This is a genomic window from Thalassotalea montiporae (assembly GCF_053485855.1).
In genome coordinates this window covers 171,912-193,004 of record NZ_JBQRUO010000002.1, presented here as the reverse complement: position 1 = coordinate 193,004, position 21,093 = coordinate 171,912, and the positions used below count along the sequence as shown (strand labels likewise).

19 protein-coding genes are annotated in these 21,093 nt (G+C 42.6%); 15 read left to right on the top strand and 4 right to left on the bottom strand.

Translation table 11 applies throughout. The annotated features are described in order from the left end of the window. The first annotated feature begins 455 nt into the window (after positions 1–455). A complete protein-coding gene (locus tag ACSLUR_RS07475) occupies positions 456–2,372 on the top strand; it encodes a methyl-accepting chemotaxis protein (protein ID WP_448553254.1) in 1,917 nt (638 codons plus the stop codon). 103 nt (positions 2,373–2,475) lie between these two features. Here the strand turns inward: ACSLUR_RS07475 and ACSLUR_RS07470 are convergent, their stop codons facing one another. Together ACSLUR_RS07470 and ACSLUR_RS07465 are read right to left on the bottom strand one after the other, a co-directional pair. Next, on the bottom strand, positions 2,476–3,663 hold the full coding sequence (locus ACSLUR_RS07470; protein WP_448553252.1) for a cyclic di-GMP phosphodiesterase: 1,188 nt from the start codon (positions 3,661–3,663) through the stop codon (positions 2,476–2,478). Between the two features lie 264 nt (positions 3,664–3,927). Continuing rightward, positions 3,928–4,941 (bottom strand): DUF484 family protein, encoded by a 1,014-nt coding sequence (locus ACSLUR_RS07465; RefSeq protein WP_448553250.1) that lies wholly within the window; start codon positions 4,939–4,941, stop codon positions 3,928–3,930. 434 nt (positions 4,942–5,375) lie between these two features. Here ACSLUR_RS07465 and ACSLUR_RS07460 point away from each other — a divergent pair, with 434 nt between their 5' ends. From ACSLUR_RS07460 to rlmB, 3 genes are all read left to right on the top strand, one after another. After that, positions 5,376–5,999 (top strand): tetratricopeptide repeat protein, encoded by a 624-nt coding sequence (locus tag ACSLUR_RS07460; RefSeq protein WP_448553248.1) that lies wholly within the window; start codon positions 5,376–5,378, stop codon positions 5,997–5,999. A gap of 106 nt (positions 6,000–6,105) precedes the next feature. Further along, positions 6,106–8,550 (top strand): ribonuclease R, encoded by a 2,445-nt coding sequence (rnr, locus tag ACSLUR_RS07455; RefSeq protein ID WP_448553246.1) that lies wholly within the window; start codon positions 6,106–6,108, stop codon positions 8,548–8,550. A gap of 131 nt (positions 8,551–8,681) precedes the next feature. After that, positions 8,682–9,434, top strand: coding sequence for a 23S rRNA (guanosine(2251)-2'-O)-methyltransferase RlmB (gene rlmB / locus ACSLUR_RS07450; RefSeq protein ID WP_116001481.1), 753 nt, complete (start codon positions 8,682–8,684; stop codon positions 9,432–9,434). 87 nt (positions 9,435–9,521) lie between these two features. Here rlmB and ACSLUR_RS07445 read toward each other — a convergent pair whose 3' ends face one another. Continuing rightward, positions 9,522–10,802 carry a DUF945 family protein gene (locus ACSLUR_RS07445; protein WP_448553244.1) on the bottom strand — a complete coding sequence of 427 codons (1,281 nt, stop codon included), beginning with the start codon at positions 10,800–10,802 and terminating at the stop codon, positions 9,522–9,524. Between the two features lie 423 nt (positions 10,803–11,225). On the opposite strand from ACSLUR_RS07445, the gene ACSLUR_RS07440 reads away from it, so the two are divergent. The 7 genes from ACSLUR_RS07440 (at position 11,226) to ACSLUR_RS07410 (ending at position 17,193) form a co-directional block, all read left to right on the top strand. Next, on the top strand, positions 11,226–12,008 hold the full coding sequence (locus ACSLUR_RS07440) for an SDR family NAD(P)-dependent oxidoreductase (RefSeq protein WP_448553242.1): 783 nt from the start codon (positions 11,226–11,228) through the stop codon (positions 12,006–12,008). Between the two features lie 359 nt (positions 12,009–12,367). Next, entirely contained in the window at positions 12,368–13,477 is a 1,110-nt protein-coding gene (locus tag ACSLUR_RS07435) for a GGDEF domain-containing protein (protein WP_448553240.1), read from the top strand. A gap of 195 nt (positions 13,478–13,672) precedes the next feature. Further along, a complete protein-coding gene (gene rpsF, locus ACSLUR_RS07430) occupies positions 13,673–14,071 on the top strand; it encodes a 30S ribosomal protein S6 (protein ID WP_116009229.1) in 399 nt (132 codons plus the stop codon). Between the two features lie 10 nt (positions 14,072–14,081). Then, positions 14,082–14,384, top strand: coding sequence for a primosomal replication protein N (gene priB, locus ACSLUR_RS07425; RefSeq protein ID WP_116001471.1), 303 nt, complete (start codon positions 14,082–14,084; stop codon positions 14,382–14,384). Between the two features lie 62 nt (positions 14,385–14,446). Further along, positions 14,447–14,674, top strand: a complete 228-nt coding sequence (gene rpsR / locus ACSLUR_RS07420) for a 30S ribosomal protein S18 (protein WP_116001469.1) — start codon at positions 14,447–14,449, stop codon at positions 14,672–14,674. Between the two features lie 17 nt (positions 14,675–14,691). After that, positions 14,692–15,144: a 50S ribosomal protein L9 gene (gene rplI, locus ACSLUR_RS07415; protein WP_116001468.1), complete on the top strand. Its 453-nt coding sequence runs from the start codon at positions 14,692–14,694 to the stop codon at positions 15,142–15,144. Between the two features lie 201 nt (positions 15,145–15,345). Beyond that, the gene (locus ACSLUR_RS07410) at positions 15,346–17,193 is read left to right on the top strand and encodes an EAL domain-containing protein (protein WP_448553236.1); all 1,848 of its coding nucleotides are present in this window, start codon (positions 15,346–15,348) and stop codon (positions 17,191–17,193) included. Here the strand turns inward: ACSLUR_RS07410 and ACSLUR_RS07405 are convergent. After that, positions 17,147–18,109, bottom strand: coding sequence for a 1-aminocyclopropane-1-carboxylate deaminase/D-cysteine desulfhydrase (locus ACSLUR_RS07405; RefSeq protein WP_448553234.1), 963 nt, complete (start codon positions 18,107–18,109; stop codon positions 17,147–17,149). The genes ACSLUR_RS07410 and ACSLUR_RS07405 overlap by 47 nt on opposite strands. A 333-nt stretch (positions 18,110–18,442) precedes the next feature. On the opposite strand from ACSLUR_RS07405, the gene ACSLUR_RS07400 reads away from it, so the two are divergent. The 4 genes from ACSLUR_RS07400 to ACSLUR_RS07385 are packed head-to-tail and all read left to right on the top strand — an operon-like array spanning position 18,443 to position 21,092. Then, entirely contained in the window at positions 18,443–19,369 is a 927-nt protein-coding gene (locus ACSLUR_RS07400; RefSeq protein ID WP_448553232.1) for a hypothetical protein, read from the top strand. Then, entirely contained in the window at positions 19,362–19,967 is a 606-nt protein-coding gene (locus ACSLUR_RS07395) for a PilN domain-containing protein (RefSeq protein WP_448553230.1), read from the top strand. The genes ACSLUR_RS07400 and ACSLUR_RS07395 overlap by 8 nt, the downstream gene beginning before the upstream one ends. Then, complete coding sequence (locus ACSLUR_RS07390; RefSeq protein ID WP_448553228.1) at positions 19,967–20,713, top strand: hypothetical protein; 747 nt, start codon at positions 19,967–19,969, stop codon at positions 20,711–20,713. The genes ACSLUR_RS07395 and ACSLUR_RS07390 overlap by 1 nt, the downstream gene beginning before the upstream one ends. Beyond that, positions 20,706–21,092 (top strand): hypothetical protein, encoded by a 387-nt coding sequence (locus tag ACSLUR_RS07385; protein WP_448553226.1) that lies wholly within the window; start codon positions 20,706–20,708, stop codon positions 21,090–21,092. The genes ACSLUR_RS07390 and ACSLUR_RS07385 overlap by 8 nt, the downstream gene beginning before the upstream one ends. Position 21,093: the final 1 nt, after the last annotated feature.

The window sequence follows — 21,093 nt, the reverse complement described above, 5'->3', positions numbered from 1 at the left end:
CTTTAACTTTGAATCTAGCTTACTGGTAAATCCTATATTTCTGAGGCTAACTACCGATCTATAGATACAGGACTTTTACCTTTCGCCGCTTGGCTTTAAGTGATCTTTAACCTAATGCCCTAGCAACTAAATATTAGGCCTATAAGCTTAATTATGTACTGTTGGAATAACGTAACGAGAGTTTGCAAAATTGTTAATTTGCTGTAACTGGTTAAAGGTTGTGATTGCACTGTAGGTTCACTGCTTTATAATGCGCGCGAAATTCATCAGAACAGTTTAAAAAATGTGCGGCAGGCAATAAGGAATAGCTGGCTTATTGCACTTACTATGAAGGAATAGCTGGCTTATTGCACTTACTATGTCGGTTTTCGATCGTTAAGCCGAGAAAACTGTTCACTCAAATCACTCATATTGGCATTAGCCACTAGCCCATTTAAAAATGTAATAGGGAATCAATGAAACTTGATATTCGTTCTAAAGTTGTTGCAGCGTCAGCAATCGTAATTGTTTTAGCCATTGCGCTTGTTAGTACTTTTAGCATTATTAACACGCGAGATATTGTGCTGTCTAACACAGTAGATAAGCAAATGCCTGCGGTAATGGGGGAGGTAGCTAACAGCATTAATACTGACTTACAGCGCCCAATTGCTGTTTCTCGCGTGTTGGCAACAAATCCAGATTACAAACAATTTTTAGCGAGCGGTGAGCAAGACAGTGCTAAGTTGTCTAACTACCTAAAAGCGATTAAAGAAGAGTTTAATGCAACCTCTTCGTTCTATATTTCAGACATTACGGGCAACTATTACACAGCAGATGGCATTTTAACGAAAGTTACCTCCAATGATCCTGGCTTCTCTTGGTTCTATGGTTTTAAAGCAAGTGGTAAGCCCTTTGCTGTGGTCATTAATATTGACGAAGCGAATGGCAAAATGACCTTGTTTGTAAACTACCGTGTTGAAATTGATGGTCAGTTTAAAGCGCTTGCAGGTGTCGGTTTTGCTGTCGATAGTATGGCTGAGCTTATTAGACAATATAAAATTGGCGAAAAGGGCATCGTTTTTTTGGTTGACGGCGAAGGTAAGATTGCTGCGCACCCAGATTCCGACAAGGTTGGCCAAAATTATTTCTCGCACATTGGCGTAGACAAATCGGCACTTCTTACGAAACAGGTATTTGCCAGTTATGAACTAAGCAATGCTGAGCACCATAGTTTATTAGCCAGCAGCTACTTGGCTGATCTTGGCTGGTATATTGTTGCTGACGTGCCTTATGACGACGTTTTCGGGCAACTTGATAGCCTAACCTACTCGCTTGTTTTACTCGGCGTTATCATCGCTGTGGTATTTCTAGTATTTGTTACGCTAGTAATCACGCGCCTTATTTCACCGTTTAGCGACATGACTAAATTACTAGAGCAAATTGGCCAAGGTGGTGGTGATTTAACGATTCGCTTAGACGAGTCTAGAACTGATGAAGTTGGTCGAATGGCACGCGGCTACAACAACTTTGTTGAGCACCTAGCTGATATTTTACGTCAGGTTTCTCGTGCTGCAGATGAATTACAAAGTTCGGTTAGTCATGTAGATGTTAAAACTGCTGAGATGACTGACGAGCTTTCAGTGCAAACACAAAACACCGAGCAAGTCGCTACGGCAATTGATGAAATGGGGGTTACTGCAAAAGAAATTGCCAATAATGCCCAGTCAGCTGCTGACTACTCGAAAGCCGCTGAGGATTTAGCGAATCAAGGTACAGAGTCAGTGGTGGAAACCTTAGCGACAGTGAATAGTACAACCTCACAGTTAGCCGAAACTACCGACTTAGTTAATAAGTTGTCCGATAACACCGAATCGATTGACGCTATTTTGGAAGTGATTCGTTCGGTGTCAGAGCAAACTAACTTATTAGCATTAAACGCAGCGATTGAGGCAGCTCGCGCAGGTGAGCATGGTCGAGGTTTTGCCGTGGTTGCTGATGAAGTGCGTAGCCTTGCGTCTCGCAGTCACCAGTCGGCAGAGGAAATAAAAACCACGATTGAGTCATTTAAAGAGCAAACCCAAGTGGTAGTTGAGTCTATCGCGCAATCCGTTGAACTGAGTAATTCGAGCTTGGCACAAGCGACTAAGTCAGGTGAGCACTTGGAAGAAATTGTTGGCAACATGGCGCAAGTCAATGAGATGAACTTCCAAATAGCTTCAGCAACAGAAGAGCAGTCTAACGTGGTTGGTGAAATAACGCCGCACGTAGCAGCCATTGCGGAAGTCGCGCAGCATAATTCATCTAGCCTCAATGAAATGGCTGATGACAGTCAACAATTAAACGAAATGGCAAGAAAATTGAACAAATTAGTTGCTAACTTTACCTTGGATTAGCTGAATTAGGATTAATTCCGCTTAAAATATCTAATGTTTGTTAACACAAGCTAAGTCGCTACTTGGCTTGTGTTTCACTTGTCTAATATCTATTTTTAATGCGTTAGCCTTGCAGCATTAAAAACTCGACAATTTTATTCATTTCTAGATTAAAATCATCAGCCCGCACACTCTTAATCACAATACCTTCAGTGTTCGATAAATCAATATCTTCAGCCATGGTGTAGTGGCGATGATCGATGTCGTAAAACGAGCGAACTTTCGGACGGGTTGGGTCATCGGTTCTTGCTTCAACAATGGCTAAGCGATTGGCGTTTAATTCCACTAGGGAGCCTATCGGGTAAACCCCCATGCAGCGGATAAATTGATCAACCAGAATTTGATCAAGCTCCCCATCTTTAGCCAGTTTTCTTAAAATATTAAATGCTTTAATGTGGCAGTAGCCTGCCTTGTAGACTCGATTGGCAGTAAGCGCATCGAAAATATCACAAATAGTGATCATTCTGCCGTACATTGAAATATCATCAGCCGCCAATTGGTATGGATAGCCTGAGCCATTGAGCTTTTCATGATGAAGGGCAGCGACTTCCATGCTTAAATCTGAAATACCAGCAATGTTATTAATGATGTCAATTGAATGTTGGACATGGGTTTGCATTACCGCAAACTCTTCAGGTGTTAATTTGGCGGGTTTATTGAGAATTTCATCAGGTATTTTAACTTTGCCAACGTCGTGTAAAAAAGCGCCGATAGCAACCTCTTTCGCTAAACGCTTTTCAATGCCTAAATGACGGCAAAATATGGTCATCAAAATAGATACAGAAACGGCATGCTCCAGCAGGTAGTCATCTTTAATGCGGATATTGAGTACACAGGCTAATGCATCTGGATTTTTAAACACTGCCTCTACAGCGTCATCGGTTACCTCTTTAACAGGCGCAAGGTCGACGTCAATATCGTTCATGATATTGCGCAACATTTGTCGTTGAATGCTTTTTGAATGGGAAAATAGGGCTTTTGCTTGACTGATTTCGAAGGCCAGTGGTTCTATATAAGTGTCAGTTTGTTCAGGACGGGTAAACTGAATGTCACCATTGTCTGAATTTTTGATAACTAGTGACTTGCTAGTGTCAATTAGAACACTGGAAACGCCGTGATTAGCGAGATGATCAATGATCGCTTGCGACTTAACATGGCCAGGACCTTTTAGTTGATAGGTGCCCGTTTGTTCAACAATATCAACAATATATTGTCCCAGTTTTATTTTGGTTATCCCTACTTCAATAATCATTTACTGCTATTCCGTTTTATCTATTTAGTCGAACAATCAAGCATAAGTAACCAGCCAGTGGTGTTAATGTTAAGTGTAGACGTCAAGGGGGGCTTTGCAATTTTAGGAGGTGGCCGAATCATCAGTATTTATGATCAGTATCAAGCCAGTGATACGCGTGTAAAAAGCAAGTGATAAAGTAGGGCTAGCCTATTAGCGCTGGGCTGTCCGTTAGCGCAGGGAAAAGCTATTTAATAAGCCATGTAATTGGTTGAAAGATATGAATTAAGAGTGAATCTGGTGTGTTGCTTTGTGGCGATATTGGGCTTGGTCTGCCAGCTTTAAAAGGTCATCCATTGTTTGTTCACCATTACTTTGAATAGCACCACAACTAATAGTAACCGGCAGCAACTTATTTTGGTAACGCATTTGATGATTCGCAAAGAAACTGACTAGTCGCTGTGCAACTTGGTCGGCTTCGTGTTGGCGTTGGTTGGCAAGCGTAATGACAAATTCATCGCCAGCATATCTAAAGCAATGATCAGTATCGCGAATCAGTTCTTTAATTTGGCTAGCAACATAAACCAGCACTTTGTCACCACAATCGTGCCCATAAGTATCATTGATTTGCTTAAATTTATTACAGTCGATAAATAGCAATGAAAATGGCGTGTTGTAGCGCTTTTGTCGGCTTAACTCTTCGGTAATTGTCACTTCCATTAAGCGACGATTGGCAACGCCGGTTAGGCGATCATAATTTGCCATATATTCGAGTTGTTCACGAATCAGTACATTAGATAAACAAAGACTGACTTTAACCGCTAGCTGCTCAAGGTGAATTGTCCCTAAGTCCGGTGCAAACCGTCCGCTGCTACGATCGGTTAACAGCAAACTACCAAACAGCTTTCCTTCTAATTTTACCGGAATAAAAGCGGCAGATTTTGCCCCTTCGAATAAACTTGTTGGTAAAATACAGTCAAGTTCTGCCAGCTGATTGGTTAGCAATGGTTTTTCGTCGCCATGGAATAGCGCTAGTCGTTCGGCACTAATTTGACGGGTATGCTGCTTGTGCCAGTCGGTTTGAGCCACTTGGCTTAACATATAGCTGAGCGGTGGAGGATCAATCAGCAGTAGGTGAATATCATGCAGTTGGAACTTGTTTTTTATCAATGTCAGTAGTGTTTGCAATAACTCTTTGCTTGATGAGCAGCTAAGAATTTCTGTTTCAATTTCAAACAGTTTTTTAGCGATTGCTTCATTGGTTCTGGAGTTTTCAATTAACTGCTGTATTGATGACATAGATGTCCACTCGACTATTTTTCTACTTTGTAATTGTTAAGAATTCTTGCGCATGAGGCAAGCGAAAAATCACCAGAAATTGGGATTTGTGACACTGGTATCTAAATTGCTTTATTTAGCTTATCAGTTGAGTTCCACAGTATTGTTCGCCATGTTTTTGGCGCGGTAAGTATCGCAACTAGTGTAGTGGTTTCTTGGCACATAGAATGCAGCTACGTGGTAGCACCATTGCGAGGTATAAATTAGCTATGACTAAGACTTTATTTGTTGTTGCCGATAACGGAAGTTAAGGCGGCAATACTTTGCAGTATTGGCAGGGCTATTGGTTTAACGACATGCTTAAGCATATGTAAACCAAGTGGGCAACTGATTAATATTCGGTACTGCATCTCCGACTAGTAATTTAAATGGTAAGTAGGTTGATTTTTTTGACAATGCGATTTTGTTTTATTCTATTTATTGTGGCGCTATCTTGGCTAATTACGTTGCCAAGCAAGGCACAAAGCTTTGAAGCGGTACAAATTTATACCGACAATCAATTACTTGATTTAATCAAAGAAAATAAACATTTGAGTCAAGTGGTGTTAGACGAGTGCCAGCTTGTGCAAGATATTGAAGCACGTGCTGTGAAGGCAAAACTACCATCGTATCAATTTTTATGGGGCGATATGCTGGCTTTTGGCGTTTGCATTGAAAAAGATATTGAACTTGGTCTTTACTACATGCAGCTATCTGCCGATCAAGGGCTGCCTGAAGGGTTAGAGCAGCTTGGCCGTTATCACCATGTTGGTAAGTTTATGCAGCCTGATTTAAACAAAGCCATTATGTATTTAAAAGCGGCTTCTGCATCGAACAATTTAAAAGCGCAATTGCGCCTAGCCGATATTTACAATCAAGGTCATGGCAGCCCGCTAGATTTTCCAGAGCTATACTCACAGTTACATCACGCAGTAACTGATGATAAAAAGGTGCATAAGCGCATCAGTATGTCGTTAGCGAAACTCGCGAATAAAATGCCGGAACATATTGTCGCCAAAGCTAAACGAATAAAATACTGACTTTAGTACAAACTTTTAGCATGAGCTTTTGCACAAAATAAGCTAAATAGCTCACTAGAAGTGTTCAACACAGGTTATACTACAAAAAAAATCCTGAGCATTTCATGTGAGCCCAAAAGACCCATTCCTAGAGCGTGAAGCTAATAAATACGAAAAGCCTGTCGCCAGCCGTGAACACCTGTTAGAACTCATCAAACTATCTGCAGTACCTATGACGTTTAGCGCCATCGTTAAAAAGCTAGGTTATGGCAAAGATGAAGATCGCAAAATCGGGGTGAAGCGTCGTTTGCGAGCCATGGAAAATGCTGGTCAACTGACGTTCAATAAATTTAAGCAATACGTAATTGCTGATCAAAGTGCCAAGCTGACTGGCAGGGTCATTGGCCATCGCGATGGCTACGGCTTCTTTGCTCCAGATACTGGAGGCAAAGACTTTTTTATTTCCTCACATGAAATGCAGCGAGCGATCCACGGCGATATTGTTGAAGCGATATTGCTTGACCGTACCGATCGCCAAGGCCGCAAAGAAATTAAAATACTCGATGTCATCGAGCCGCGAAAAGCTGGAATTGTAGGTCGCTTTTTTGTTGAAAATCACTTGGCTTTTGTTGTGCCAGATGATGCCCGCATTAACCAAGATATTTTGATTGTGCCCGATGGCAAACTCGGTGCTCGCCACGGCCAAGTGGTGGTGGTTGAAGTGGTGCAACGTCCGAGTAAGCGTAGTAATGCAGTCGGCAAAGTCATTGAAGTACTCGGCGATCACATGGCGCCAGGTATGGAAATAGATATTGCGCTGCGCGAACATGATTTGCCACATCAATGGTCGCAAGCGGTAACAGATGAAATAGCTGAGCTTAGCGAAGAAGTTGAAGAGTCTGCTAAACAAGGGCGTGTCGATTTGCGCGACTTGCCATTTGTAACTATTGATGGTGAAGACGCACGCGATTTTGATGATGCGGTTTACTGCGAACGCAAAAAGTCTGGTGGCTGGCGCTTGTGGGTGGCAATTGCTGATGTTAGTTATTACGTACGACCGGGTAGTGGCTTAGATGATGAAGCAATCGCCCGTGGTAACTCAGTTTACTTCCCAAGCCAAGTGATTCCGATGTTGCCAGAAAAGCTTTCCAATGGCTTGTGTTCGCTTAATCCAGATGTTGACCGCCTTTGTATGGTCTGTGAAATGACCATTAGCGAGCGTGGCAAGCTCTCTGGCAGCAAATTTTATCCGGCGGTAATGCGCTCACACGCGCGTTTTACTTACACCAAAGTGGCCGCCATTTTAGATGGTGATGAGACGCTACGAGAGCAATACGCGCCGCGTGTTAGTGAATTAGAAGAGTTACACAAGCTTTATACTGCGCTTAACGATGCGCGCCTAAATCGCGGTGCGATCGCGTTCGAAACCGAAGAGTCGCGTTTTATCTTTAACGCCGACAAAAAAATAGAAGCCATTTTGCCACTAGTGCGCAACGACGCGCACAAAATGATTGAAGAGTGCATGATTTTGGCGAATGTCGCCACGGCGAAGTTTGTTGAAAAACACGCGATGCCAGGTTTGTTCCGCGTGCACGATAAACCCAGTGAAGAGAAGTATAAAAACTTTGTTAGCTACTTAGCGGAGCTAGGCATTGCGATGCCTGTTTCTAAAGAGGTAGAACCACGCGATTACAGCGATGTGTTAGCAAAAGTGGCTGGCCGCCCCGATCAAGAGCTGATCCAAACCATGTTATTGCGTTCAATGAAACAAGCGGTTTATCAAAGCGATAATATTGGTCACTTTGGCTTGGCGCTGCAATCATACAGCCATTTTACATCACCGATTCGTCGCTACCCAGATCTGGTAATTCACCGTGTTATCAAAGCGATTTTAGAAGCACAAGAAAACAGCCCAGTGAATGTTGGCTGTTTTAGCTATTCACAAGAACAAGTCGTCAACTTAGGCGAGCATTGCTCAATGACAGAACGCCGCGCAGATGATGCGACCCGTGATGTTGCTGATTGGCTAAAATGTGAATATATGCAAGATCATGTCGGTGATGAATTTACTGGTGTGATTTCAACCGTCACCAACTTCGGTATGTTTGTGCGCTTGTCAGACTTGCATATCGAAGGTTTGGTACATATTACCTCGCTTGGCCGTGATTATTATCACTTTGATGACGTTCGTATGTGCCTTACTGGCGAGAAAACGAATACCCGTTATCATGTTGGTGATGTGTTAAAAGTACAAGTAGCAGCGGTAAATCTGGATGAGAAGAAAATAGATCTCGTCCTTTGCGGTGAAGACGCTGTTATCAAGCGAGCCAAGCCTCTACGTGGTGCAAACAAAAGTGGTGGTTCGACGAAGGACAAGGGCAAGGCGAAAGCGAAAGGCCGAGGCGGCGTAAGTTACCAGCCAGAGCGCAAGGGTGACAAAAGCGCAGGCAAAAAGCTAAAGAAAGCTAAGGCAAAAAGCGAGCAGCCCAAAAAGGAAAAGTCAAAAGCGGCAAAACGCAAAGCGAGAAAATCTCGACCTGGCAAAAATGCCCGCAAGCGCGCTAAGTCATAGTTTTATATGGCAGAGCCTCTGGCTGCTAGGCGAAAAACGCTAAGCAAAAATACTTAGTTAACATCATTTAATTAACAAACACTTAAGACATTAGAATTTAGTAAGCCTAATGGCAAAGAAATGGTAAAAGAATGGCAAAAGAAGAAATTGTTCTAGGAATTCACGCGGTTAACGCGCTCATTAAACGCTCACCAGAGCGCTTTGTTGAAATGTGGTTACTAAAAGGGCGTGATGATGAGCGTCTATTACCCATTATCAACTTGGCGCGAAAATATGGAATTCCTGTGCAATTGGTGCATCGCAAAGTGCTTGATGATAAAAGTGACGGTGAGCAACACCAAGGGGTGGTGGCACGCGTTAAGCCAGGAAAAACCTACACCGAAAATGATTTGGAAGACATTCTCACTGAAGCCGAACGCAAAGATGAGTCGCCATTCTTACTGATCCTTGATGGCGTAACTGACCCGCATAATTTAGGTGCTTGTTTGCGCAACGCCGATGCCGCGGGTGTTCAGGCGATCATTGTGCCAAAAGACAAAGCGGCGCGCATTACGGCAACAGTGCGCAAAGTTGCTGTTGGTGCGGCGGAAACTGTGCCTTTAGTTCAGGTTACTAATTTAGCGCGCACCATGAAGCAATTGCAGCAAATGGGGGTTTGGATTATCGGTACGGCTGGTGAAACGGATACCTGCTTGTACGATGTTAAGCTCGATGGCCCAATGGCACTGGTGATGGGCGCGGAAGGAAAAGGGATGCGTCGTTTAACGCGCGAGCATTGCGATCAGCTTGTTAAGCTGCCAATGGCAGGCAGTGTCTCTAGTTTAAATGTGTCAGTAGCAACGGGTATTTGTTTGTTTGAAATTGTCCGCCAGCGCCGAGCATAGTCTGATTTAGTGGTGTCCAAGCCACAATAAAAAAGCCAGCCTGATTTGTAAATCAGGCTGGCTTTTTTTGTTTCAAGAGCTTAGAGCTTAAAGCGGCATTACCTTGTCATTAATTTTTAGCTGACCTTGTGCAAAGCTAGCGGTAAAGCTCAGCTTACCCTCATCTTTTGTTAATAAGCCTTGCTGTACATAACCATCAATCATTGGCGATAGGCCAAGTTGTTGGAAGAAAGCTTCTGGGCCTGCGCCATCAGCAACCACATTCATAGCCGCAACGACCGACATTGGGTTATTGATATCGACCAAGTCTTTATTAATGTCTAATTTGGCTTTGGATGCTAATTTACCGTGTTCAGTTACAACACTAAATTCTTCGATGGCGATTTCTGGGCTGTGGTCAAGCATCGCCATGGCAGTTGGAATTAGGCTCGCCAAAGCCTGTTGAGTTGCTACTGATTGTGGATCACCATTAAAAGACTGCGATGCACGATTAAGTGCTTGAATTGCTTTAATATCAAGGTTACGTATCGCAACTACTAGGTTGCTTTCAGTCACCTTTTTGTCCATGGCTGTGATCTCATCTGCGCCATAGGTTAATGTCAGATCGAGTAGGTCGTCGTGCTCTGTAGTATTACCCTCAATATACATATTGTTAATCGCCACCGACTGGCCGCTTGCTTTGTTATCAAACGAAAAGCGTTCAACACTGACACTGAAGTCGCCAATTGCAACAGCATCACCTGAGTACATATCTCCAGCAATCAAGGTTTGATCTAACTTGAAAGTTAATGGCAGTACTTCAAGGGCTTTTCCTTGGCCTTTAATTGACAGCCCTTGCCAAACATATTCACCGGTTAATGTGTCGCCACTTAAGGTGAACTCGCCAAGCGATGGTCTGATATTCACTGATTGGTCGACTTCGTCGATATCAAAGGCAAGCGTTTCTAGCCTAGTCGAATAGTTTCCTAACCATGATAGTACAGAGCTTATTTTGATGTTTTGATTGAGCTGTTCAACAATTTGGGGTTGAGCGGCAAAAAGAGGAATATCGAAACTTGCTTTCGATTTTACCAATGAAAGTTGTAGCCCGCTTGTAGAAATGTTGACAGGACCAAAGGTTAACGACTCTGTTAATACCAGATCAACCGTTGGCATTTCAGGTGCTTGTGTGGCAATTGACAAGGTTGTTACTGCTTCGCCGTTAAACCAGTTACGAGTAAATTGATAATCTTTAACAGCAATAGCTGGATTTTTTTCTATCGAAGCAATGGTGTTTTGGTGGTAAGTCTGAAATGAGTTGCCAACAAAGTAGGGCAGTATGAGGCAGCCTGTTATTGCGATGGCTGCGCCTATGGTCGCTTTTTTCATGATAATTCCCTTATAAAACATTCCTTGGTATGCAAACGTGTATGTTTTGCAAACAGGCAACAACAGTACGACAAAAACATAGTTTAGGCAAACAAAAATCTAGTGCTTTCATGGGCTTGTAGGTTTCATCAACGGCTCAAATATAGTACTAGCCCCTAAACTCGCTAGGGTGAAAATTACACAAGAACAGTTCGTTATCTGAACACGCTAATACATTGGGTGTATGCGCTGAACTCTTCACTATTGGTGGGGCATAATATCTAAGCCCATTTAGCTGAGTTATATAGAGAATAATTGATTGGTGATGTGATTTATCGCTGAACTTTCACGGCATATGCCGTACTATTCATGTCAGTTTTAAATTTGAGATTGAAATATTTAGTGGCCTACATATTCAGGTTATTAAGTTACTGGGAATAATTGATGAAGAAAATACTAATTACTGGCGCGGCAACGGGCTTTGGTCGCGAAACTGCTATCGCATTGGCAAAACGAGGTCATCAAATTATCGCTGCAACTTACGATGAAAATCAAGCAGAGTCGCTAACTGAATTTTCAAAATCGCAAAACGTTGAGCTTCAAATTATTAAGCTTGATATTACAAACTCTGATGATGTCGAACAGGTAAAATCGCTCGATCTTGATGTGTTAATCAATAATGCCGGTATCGGTGAAGGTGGCGCGTTAGTGGAAGTGCCATTAGAGCGTATTCGCAACAACCTTGAAACCAACGTCATCGGTACAATTGCCATGATTCAAGCGGCTGCTCCAAAAATGATGGCTAAGAAAAAAGGTACCATTATTATTGTTACGTCGTTAGTTGGTCGTATTCCACTGCCATTCTTGTCGCCTTATTCGATGACTAAGTTCGCGCTAGAAAGCGCGGGCGCTGGTTTGTCAGAAGAGTTGGCACCATTTGGTGTTAATGTTTCTATGATTGAGCCAGGTCCATATGGTACTGGCTTTAACGAAGCCAATATGGAGAAGAAATTCTCCTGGATGAAACCTGACTCGCTTTATAAAGATCACAAAGATTATATTGCCGAAGTAGAGCAGAAGTCGGTGTTAAATATGCAGAACGACAATATTCAACCTGTTATTGATGCTATGGTTAAAGCCGCCGAGCATGACAAGCCTAAACTGCGCTATGCTGTGCCTAAGTGGATGGGGCTAGCCGTTAACGTAATGCGTGGTTTTGGTAAGTAAAGGCTCTAATTAGAACAACCTTTCCCTGCGACAAAGCTGTTTAACAAAAAACGGCTTTTATTTTTGCCTGAAGTTTTTGACGAGCGCTTGCAGTTGAGCTAAACATGCTAGCTACAGTAGCAGCCCCCCTGATTTTGTACACAAATACTTTTAATTAGCAGCGCTCCCTATTATCCTTACAAAGTTTGTGGCATTGAAAAGGATTTTATGCTGAATACTATATTATATCGTGCGACCCTTGAGTGTAGCTTTGCAAGTTGTCATAGCTGCCCTAGTGATTGCACCAGTATCGATGCACTAGCAGCCTCAATGGGCTGCTTTTTTAGATCTCTTCTTGTTAGTCAAATAGGTAGCGATAAGTGACCTCAAATAATTCGCCGGCAACTACTCAAGTGATTGAGCAAGTTGAGCAAGATATTGAACGACGTTCACTTAACGGATGTTATATCTATTTATTAGCTTGGCTAGCGATAGGAATTGGCACTGATTTTTATCGCGAGCAGAGTGAATGGTTTTACGGCATTGCTGGCGCATTATTTTTGCTCGGCGCTTTTCGTATTATCTTTTACTTTAGCTCGAAATCACTAAAGCAATATAGCCATAAAGTTTGGTGGTTATTGTTGCGTGCAAGTGTGCTGCTGCCCTGTCTTATTTTCAGCTCTGTATTCGCGCTCTCTATGTTGCAACCACAATTTGAGCCTTTATTTATCTACGTCTTTATGACGATATTTGCGTTAGTAAGCAGTGGAACGGTGACTTATTCCCTAGATAAGTCTTTGTACACTGGCTACCTGGCGTCAAATACGGTGATTCCAATTATCACTGTGGTGCTAATGTCGGACTCTGTAGTGGCTCAACTTGAAGTTGGTATGCTGTTTTTTTACAGCATTTATATGTTATTTCAAGGGCGACAGTTGAACAAAGAATACCTAGAAAAATTAACTCAGAAGCAAACCTTAAAAGAGTTATCAATAAAAGACGCGTTAACCGGCATATATAACCGCCGCCACTTTGATCAGTATCTAGCACATGCATGGGATGCAAATATGCGCCGACAAACAACCTTGTCGATTGTAATCGTTGATATTGATTACTTTAAGAAAGTGAATGATCAGTATGGTCATCCTGCGGGTGATGAAACCATTAAACACATTGCCAGCGTGATGAAGTCAACATTCCAACGAGATACCGACATTGTTGCGCGTATAGGGGGGGAAGAATTTGCGGTTATCGTTACTGATACCGAGCAAACTGACGTGTTTAGCCTAGTAGAAGCGCTACGTGAAGAGATCAGTTCCTCGACAATTTATTTTAATCAACATGACTTTTCAGTCACCGTGAGTGCCGGCATATATTCACTAGTACCTAATCAACAAAGCAGCGCCAGTGGCTTAATGAGCAGCGCCGATAAGGCGCTTTATCAAGCGAAAGCTAATGGTAGAAACTGCACGGTAATCAATAAGGGTTAGCCTTAGGTCACGCTAATAGTTAGTGGGTTGCTGTCTATTCGGTAATTAACACGTGTTTTTTGCCGCGCTGTACTTGCCTTCCTTGGTTATTTTCCCTACAATACGCGACCTTAAATCAGCCGCAAGTTTTGTTCCTTGCCTCAACACTGGTGTTGGCTGAGCCAGATACGAGGCTACAACCGTAAGGAGCTCGTAATGCGTCATTACGAAATCGTATTTATGGTTCACCCTGATCAGAGTGAACAAGTACCTGGCATGATCCAGCGTTACTCAGACATGATCACAGCTGCTGAAGGCTCAATCACACGTCTTGAAGACTGGGGTCGTCGTCAATTAGCTTACCCAATCAACAAACTACACAAGGCACACTACGTTTTAATGAACGTTGAAGCGCCTCAGTCAGTTATTGATGAATTAGAAACTTCTTTCCGTTACAACGACGTAGTTCTACGTAACATGATCATGCGCACTAAAGGCGCGGTAACTGAAGCGTCTCCTATGGCGACTGCTAAAGATGACCGTCGCGAAGCTAAGAAAGAGGTTACTGAAAAGCCAGCTGAAGCTCCTAAGAAAGAAGAAGCTGCTGCTGAATAATTAGTAATCCGTGACTAACAGCTTCGTTCTTGTTGGTAATGTGGCAAGCCCACTGAAATTATCAACTAGCCCTGCGGGGGTTCACCACTGTCAGTTTAGTATCGAACATCGTTCAATTCAGGTTGAAGATGGCTTAAACCGACAAGCATTCGTTAGAATGAAAGTGGTCGCAACAGGCGAATGGTCACAACGATTAGCAAGTGAATTAATTGAGGGCATGCAAATTCAAGTGACAGGTTTTATTAACCGTCACGAGTCAAGAACCGGAAATCCAGTACTTGCCTTGCATGCTCAACAGATTGAAATGATTTGATTCGATGATTGTTTAATTGAGTGTTTGCTCAGTAAGCAACATCAATGATTAGGAGAAATCCCATGTCACGTTTTTTTAGACGTCGTAAGTTCTGCCGCTTCTCAGCGGAAGGTGCTGCGCAAATCGATTACAAAGATATCGCAACACTAAAAAACTACATCACTGAAAGTGGTAAAATCGTACCTAGCCGTATCACTGGTACAAGCGCTAAATACCAACGCCAACTAGCTACTGCTATCAAGCGTGCACGTTACTTAGCACTATTACCATACACTGATTTACACAAGTAACCTAAAGGGGCATTAAGATGGAAGTTATCCTTCTAGACAAAATCGCCAAGTTAGGCGGCCTTGGTGACAAGGTGACGGTAAAGTCTGGTTACGCACGTAACTACTTATTACCAAAAGGTAAAGCTGTATTCGCTTCTAAAGCTAACGTTGAGCACTTTGAAGCTCGTCGTGCAGACTTAGAAAAGCAACTAGCTGAAGCTTTAGCTGCTGCTGAAGCACGTGCTGCTAAAGTAACCGAGCTTGCAGAAGTGACTATCGCTTCTAAAGCTGGTGACGAAGGCAAGCTATTCGGCTCTATCGGTACTAAAGATATTGCTGATGCTATCACTGAAGCTGGTGTTGAAGTTGTAAAATCAGAAGTTCGCATGCCTCACGGTTCAATTCGTGAAACTGGTGAATTCGAAATCGCACTTCACTTACACACAGATGTAGACGTTAACGTTAAAGTTGTTGTAATCGCTCAAGCATAATTTGCTTTGTAGATAACAACGACACGTTAATACAAAAACACCATGCGCCTCGGCCATGGTGTTTTTTTATGCCTATAGGTAAAGACAAAGATATAAATAAGCTGAATTAATTGGCTAATACCTCGGTCGTTATACCAATTGGTAGGGAAAACCTGTACCGAGTTAAATATCAATACTATAACTTATTAAACGGAGTTAATTTTGTCAGAGGCTGCTGTGCCGCATATCTTCCAGCATACATTAAAAGCGGTTATTAAACGGTTTGAACTTGGTGCATTGCTACTTTATTTGGCAAGCGTTGTTTTTGCGCTGGGCGCAATTTGGTTTGAACAAAATCAGCAAGCTGAAGCAATAATGCAGGCGACTAATCAATGGTATCCCGCTTCTCTGGTCGAAATTTTTAATAATGAGTCGGGTTTACCGCTTTATCACGAGCAGTTGTCTTCATCTGATTGCACCTTGTTACGAGAGGTGAGCAACGACACCTTAACTTTGGTTTTTATCCATCCAGTATATCTACTCGTTAGTTCTTGGCTCTTTATTGCATTTAATATCGTTTTTGTTGCTTTTGTGCTGGCAATTCGTGGCAGTTTATCAAAAACACTCACTTTATCTTTTGACCCGATTCGCGCGTTGGAGAATTGGGTTGCCTTATCACGCATTCATGGTAAATATCAGCCAATCCAAGCGAAAGAGCCGATCAGTGAGTCAATTGCAGAACTTTTACAGAAGCTGCAAGAAGCAAAAGCGAGTCAAGGTCAGGCAGAGCTACAAATTCGTGAAAGACTTTTATTAGAGCCTGAAACAGGGGTTGGTAACCGAGAATTCTTTAACAATCGCTTAGATGCATTGCTCAAAGAAGAAGATTCAAGAGGCTGTGTCATGCTAGTTTGTTTTAAGGATTTCGATACGGTTCAAACAGCTTATGGTGCGCAGCAAGCACTGGATATTGTCGAACAAGCTATTGGCTTGATTCAAAAACGCCTTGTTAACTTTAATAACTATTTTATTGCACGCCCGAATGAAGCTGAACTGGCTCTATTGCTACCCGGTTTTTACGCAGATGAAGCAGAAAAGCTTGCTAATCGCGTACTCACGAGTATTAGCCAAGTGCCATTACCGATTGGTGTTGCTCAAGAAGAGTTTGTTCATATGGGCGTTGTTTGTTTTGCAGGCGAAAATCAAGCCTACAAAGTGATGGCTGAAGCGGATATGGCATTGCGTAATGCACAGCTTCAAGGCCCGTCGCAATGGTTTATGTATGACACAGGAGAAGTTGCAGCGGAAACAGCGAAAGGCTCGCTAAAGTGGCGTACATTTTTAGAGCGAGCCATTGAGAAAAATGCCTTTGTTATCTTCTTTCAACCTGTAATAGCGAGCCAAAGCGATCAAATTCTTCATCACGAAGTATTATCAAAAGTGCGCGATAGCCAAGGGCAATTAACCAGTGCACGCGTTTTCCTACCGATGGCGCAAAAATGTGGCTTAAGTGCCAAAATCGATCTGTTGGTATTTGAGCAAGTTTGCCGTTTATTGCAGTACGAAAGTAAACAGCCCGATGCATGCAGTTTAAATCTCTCGATAGATGCCTTACTTGACGAACAATTTATCGAAGCAATGTTTATTAAATTGGCGCAGGTACCTGACATTGCCAATCGGCTAATTATTGAAATTAGCGAATATCATTTAGTCACGCATCTAAATAAATTAGCACCAGTCGTGGGGCTTTTAGATGAGCTGGGCGTAAAAATACTGGCTGATAAAGTAGGGCAATACGTGGTGAGTACTGACTACTTAAGAGATTGCCCGATCAGTTATATTAAATTGCACCGTAGTATTGTTTATTTAGTGCACGAGAAAATGGAAAATCAGGTTTTCATTCAAAGTTTAAAAGCACGCTGCTTGCAACATGGTGTAAAAATTTATGCGTTGGGTGTTGAAAGTAAGGAAGAGTGGCGCACTCTAGTTCACCTTGGCGTAACTGGCGGCCAAGGGCATTTCTTTACTGAACCTGTGGCGCAGATGGCAAATGCGATTGTATTGCCTTAATGAATTCGTTTGGTAGTAATCCTCGTTCTATCTGCCCGCCAAGGCCTTGCAGCCCACCAGTGTGCAGTAATACAATTTTGTGGCCTACTGGAAAGTACCCTTGTGCTACCAAATCCAACAATGCTAGTACCATTTTCCCTGAATAGATTGGCTCAAATGGGATGGCCGTTTCCGCGATAAACTCAGCTAAACGCAAGCAATCTTGGTCAGTAAACTTCCCATAACCGCCGCGATGAAATTCGGTTAGTAGCTGCCAATTATTGAAAGTCTTAGCCGTTTGATTTTGACTAGTTGAGAGTAGTTGATTGATATTTTTACGTAAATAGTCGGCCTGTTTGAGTACTGCAATCCCGAGAATTTGATGTTGGCACTGATCTGCGTTAATAATGCCAGCGATGGTGCCGCCGCTGCCAACGGGCAACATTAAAGTGTCATAGCTTATCTGCTGATTCAGTTCGTCGACTAACTCTGCAAGCCCAGATAATGCCAATTCATTACTGCCGCCTTCTGGCACAATTAAGTGGTCTGGAAATTGTGCCGCGAGTGTAGCTAGATACTCAGCCTGTTCTCGTTGACGATAGGTTTGACGATCAACAAATATAGGTTCCAAGCCCCAATGCGTTGCCCAGCTCAAGGTGTAATTGGTAAGGTATTCAGGTTCACCACGAATAACTGCTTTTGCTGCTAATTCTTGTTGCTGACATGCATAGGCTAGGGCATGCAAATGATTTGAATAAGCGCCGCCAAAACTCAATATGCCCTTTAACCCTTTTGCTTTGGCATAGGATAAGTTGCCCTTTAGTTTACGCCATTTATTTCCAGAGATAATCGGATGAATCAGATCATCGCGCTTAATATATACTTCAATTTGATGTGCCTTAAATACTGGGTGTTCGATGATTTGTAGTGGTGACATAAGTGATAATCGATGGGCTAAACAGACTAAACGAGCGGCTAGACGACTAGTAAATAGACGTTTGTTGAGCCAATTATTTAGCTAAGTTAAAGCATAGGTATAGTTATTGTCTCAAGTGACGATATCGAAAGTAAAGTGGGGTAACTTATTCTCAATATCTAAAATGCGTGAAATAGACTCCGTATTAGGTGCTGCTAAGCGATTCATTTACCGCCCAGAGAAACGTGACTTAAAGCTTGTTTTTGTTGCTAAAAAACTTGCGCATCAAAGTGAATAAGGGATAATGAAGCTGTATAGCTGTACCATACTGGAATAAAAAATAAGAACCATTGGATGTCGTTAACCTCTAAATTCTCTAAGCTGTTTCGCGGCAAAAAAGTCGCACACCAAGTTGGCTTGGCATTTCGACATGATGCCTTGGCAGTTTGTTATGCCACCGATCAAGGCGATTACCATTACCATCAGTTTCCTGTAACGAATGGCGATCAATTGGCGGCACTTGAACAATTTGCTAGCGAAGGCAAGTTAAGTGCCGAAGGTCATTTAGTCTTGGCGCCCGCGCAATATCAAATCGTGCAAGTAGACAAACCGAATGTACCGACTGATGAGATTCTTGGCGCGTTAAAGTGGCAGATCAAAGACCTAGTGACTATCCCTCCTGAGGAAATGATCCTCGACTATTTCTCTGGTCCAACGCTATCAGGTGGTGCAGAAAAGATTAACGTAGTGGTTTCAACTAAATCAGCGTTACAGGCAATTGTTGAGAAAATGTCGGGTAGCATCGTTGAGCTCGCGACAATTTCCACTGAAGAGTTTGCGTTTGCTAGCTTAGTGCCATTTCAAGAGCACGCCGTATTGCTTGTCTGTCAGCAGCCAAATGAAGAAGTGGTGATTTTAATCGTCAAGCACGGGCGTATCTTCTTCCATCGACGCCTTCGAGGTTACGCCCAACTGGCAAGTAAAACAATGGAAGAGCTTTCGTTTGGTGCGATAGATTCGTTAAGCCTTGAAATTCAGCGCTCCTCTGACTACTTTGAACGCCAATTAAAGCATGCACCAATTAAAGAAATTCAAGTGATTCTGCCGATCAAAACGCAGAATTATATCGTCACTAAGCTGGCGGAAAATACTAATACGCCGGTTAAGGCATTTGTTTTTAGTGAGCAGCATCAAGATAAAGCGATGTATGCAGCGGCAATTGGTGCAAGCCAGTTGGCATCGAGCCAAACAAGTAGCGAGGAGCAAGTGACTCATGATTAAGTCATCAATCAACTTGCTGCAAGCGGAGTTAGTGCCGAAGAAACCTTGGTTAAGTTTACCAACGGTTATTACTATTTGGGGGCTGGCACTAATTGTGATGTTTGCTGGTGCTAGCTATAGCCATTGGCAACAGTCAAAAACAGCGCAAGAGTTGGCAAGACTAAACGAGCAGAATCAGCAGCTTAATGATCAATTAGAGCAGTTGAAGGCGCAACAAATCTCCGCTAAAGCTGACAGTCAACTAACCGCTGAACTGGCGAGCTTAAAAGCGCTTACTAGAAACAAACGCTATTTATATGGGCACCTCACCAATACTGAGTATTCTTACATTGGGGGGTTTGCGTCTGCCATGGCTGAGCTTTCGCAATTACATAACCCTAATATTAGCCTGACTCATATTAATATTCAGGAGCGTCAATTTTATTTTGCGGGTATGGCGCGTCAAGCGAGTGCTGTACCGCGTTGGTTAGCCAATTTTGAAAAGTCACAAGTATTGTCTGGGCAGGTGTTTCAGCAAATGCGTTTGATAGAATCTGACGACAAGCTTATTTCATTTCAGGTGAGCTCAACAGATAACTTGGTTGAGGAGACTGAATAATGGAACAATGGCTTCAATACCAAGAGAAGTTTTTACTGCTCACTAAGCGTGAAAAAAACATTATCTTATTTGGTGGTTTATTTCTGATTTTGTACTTGGGCTTTACCTTTGCAATAGAGCCTAATATCAAAAAAGTACAGCAAGAAAGTGCGAGAATTAAAGACTTAAAAATTTCAATTAATGCTGCACAAGCATCGATCAATATTTATCAAGAAGCACTGATTACCGACCCAAATGAGGCGGTTAGCAAAGAAATTGAACAGCAAAAAGCCTTACTTAGTAATATTGATGAAGAGTTATTAACGCTAACGTCAGAGTTGATTAACCCAGTGCAAATGCGAATTGCTTTGGTTGAGTTATTGGCGTTGCAGCCTGGTGTGTCACTGTCTTCTTTTGAAGTGATTGCGCCAAGTGAATTATTTATTGCCAATCAAGCTCAAGACGAAGCAAACGAGCTAAATCAAGCAGGTGAAAACGCTACTGGTAATGATGGTAATGGGCCGGAAGATAGCGCTGAACAAACCGCTGGAAATAGTGATGACACTGTCGCCTTGTATCGACACGGCATAAAGCTGACATTAACCGGACGTTACAGTGCGCTTCAGGCATATTTAGCCGAGCTGGAGCAATTGCAATGGAAGTTTTTCTGGCAAGAGTTTGATTTAAAAGTGACTGAATACCCAAACAATGAGCTGTCGGTAACGTTATACAGTTTAAGTACGGCAAGGGAATTTATTGGTGTTTAAAGTAGTGAGTAAAAAGCAGGTATTTAGTCAACTCAGCCTTGCTCTAGTCATTGCATCGAGTTGCGCCGTGGCTAACGCTTCGAGCGATCCAACTCGGCCTTTAGTAGCAGGTTTAGCATCAGCGAATGTCGACTCAGCGACGCGTAAGCCTGGCGAATTGGTCTTGCAATCAATTATTTCGCCATCAGCAGGTACTTCGCCTCAAGGCGAGAGTGCCGTGCAGCATAAAGCAATTATTAGTGGTCAACTTGTTAGCCTAGGCGAGCAAGTTGACGGTTATCAGGTTATCGATATTAGTGAGCGACAGGTTGTTCTTCAATCGGAAGATAAAAGCAAAGAGTTAGTGTTATTTTCTCGTTCTGTCGTGACATACAAATAAA

Bases quoted from the DNA above. Each gene is read 5' to 3' on its own strand.
- ACSLUR_RS07475 (WP_448553254.1), top strand. From the start codon at position 456: ATGAAACTTGATATTCGTTCTAAAGTTGTTGCAGCGTCAGCAATCGTA.
- ACSLUR_RS07470 (WP_448553252.1), bottom strand. From the start codon at position 3,663: ATGATTATTGAAGTAGGGATAACCAAAATAAAACTGGGACAATATATT.
- ACSLUR_RS07465 (WP_448553250.1), bottom strand. From the start codon at position 4,941: ATGTCATCAATACAGCAGTTAATTGAAAACTCCAGAACCAATGAAGCA.
- ACSLUR_RS07460 (WP_448553248.1), top strand. From the start codon at position 5,376: ATGCGATTTTGTTTTATTCTATTTATTGTGGCGCTATCTTGGCTAATT.
- rlmB (WP_116001481.1), top strand. From the start codon at position 8,682: ATGGCAAAAGAAGAAATTGTTCTAGGAATTCACGCGGTTAACGCGCTC.
- ACSLUR_RS07445 (WP_448553244.1), bottom strand. From the start codon at position 10,802: ATGAAAAAAGCGACCATAGGCGCAGCCATCGCAATAACAGGCTGCCTC.
- ACSLUR_RS07440 (WP_448553242.1), top strand. From the start codon at position 11,226: ATGAAGAAAATACTAATTACTGGCGCGGCAACGGGCTTTGGTCGCGAA.
- rpsF (WP_116009229.1), top strand. From the start codon at position 13,673: ATGCGTCATTACGAAATCGTATTTATGGTTCACCCTGATCAGAGTGAA.
- rpsR (WP_116001469.1), top strand. From the start codon at position 14,447: ATGTCACGTTTTTTTAGACGTCGTAAGTTCTGCCGCTTCTCAGCGGAA.
- rplI (WP_116001468.1), top strand. From the start codon at position 14,692: ATGGAAGTTATCCTTCTAGACAAAATCGCCAAGTTAGGCGGCCTTGGT.
- ACSLUR_RS07405 (WP_448553234.1), bottom strand. From the start codon at position 18,109: ATGTCACCACTACAAATCATCGAACACCCAGTATTTAAGGCACATCAA.
- ACSLUR_RS07400 (WP_448553232.1), top strand. From the start codon at position 18,443: ATGTCGTTAACCTCTAAATTCTCTAAGCTGTTTCGCGGCAAAAAAGTC.
- ACSLUR_RS07395 (WP_448553230.1), top strand. From the start codon at position 19,362: ATGATTAAGTCATCAATCAACTTGCTGCAAGCGGAGTTAGTGCCGAAG.
- ACSLUR_RS07390 (WP_448553228.1), top strand. From the start codon at position 19,967: ATGGAACAATGGCTTCAATACCAAGAGAAGTTTTTACTGCTCACTAAG.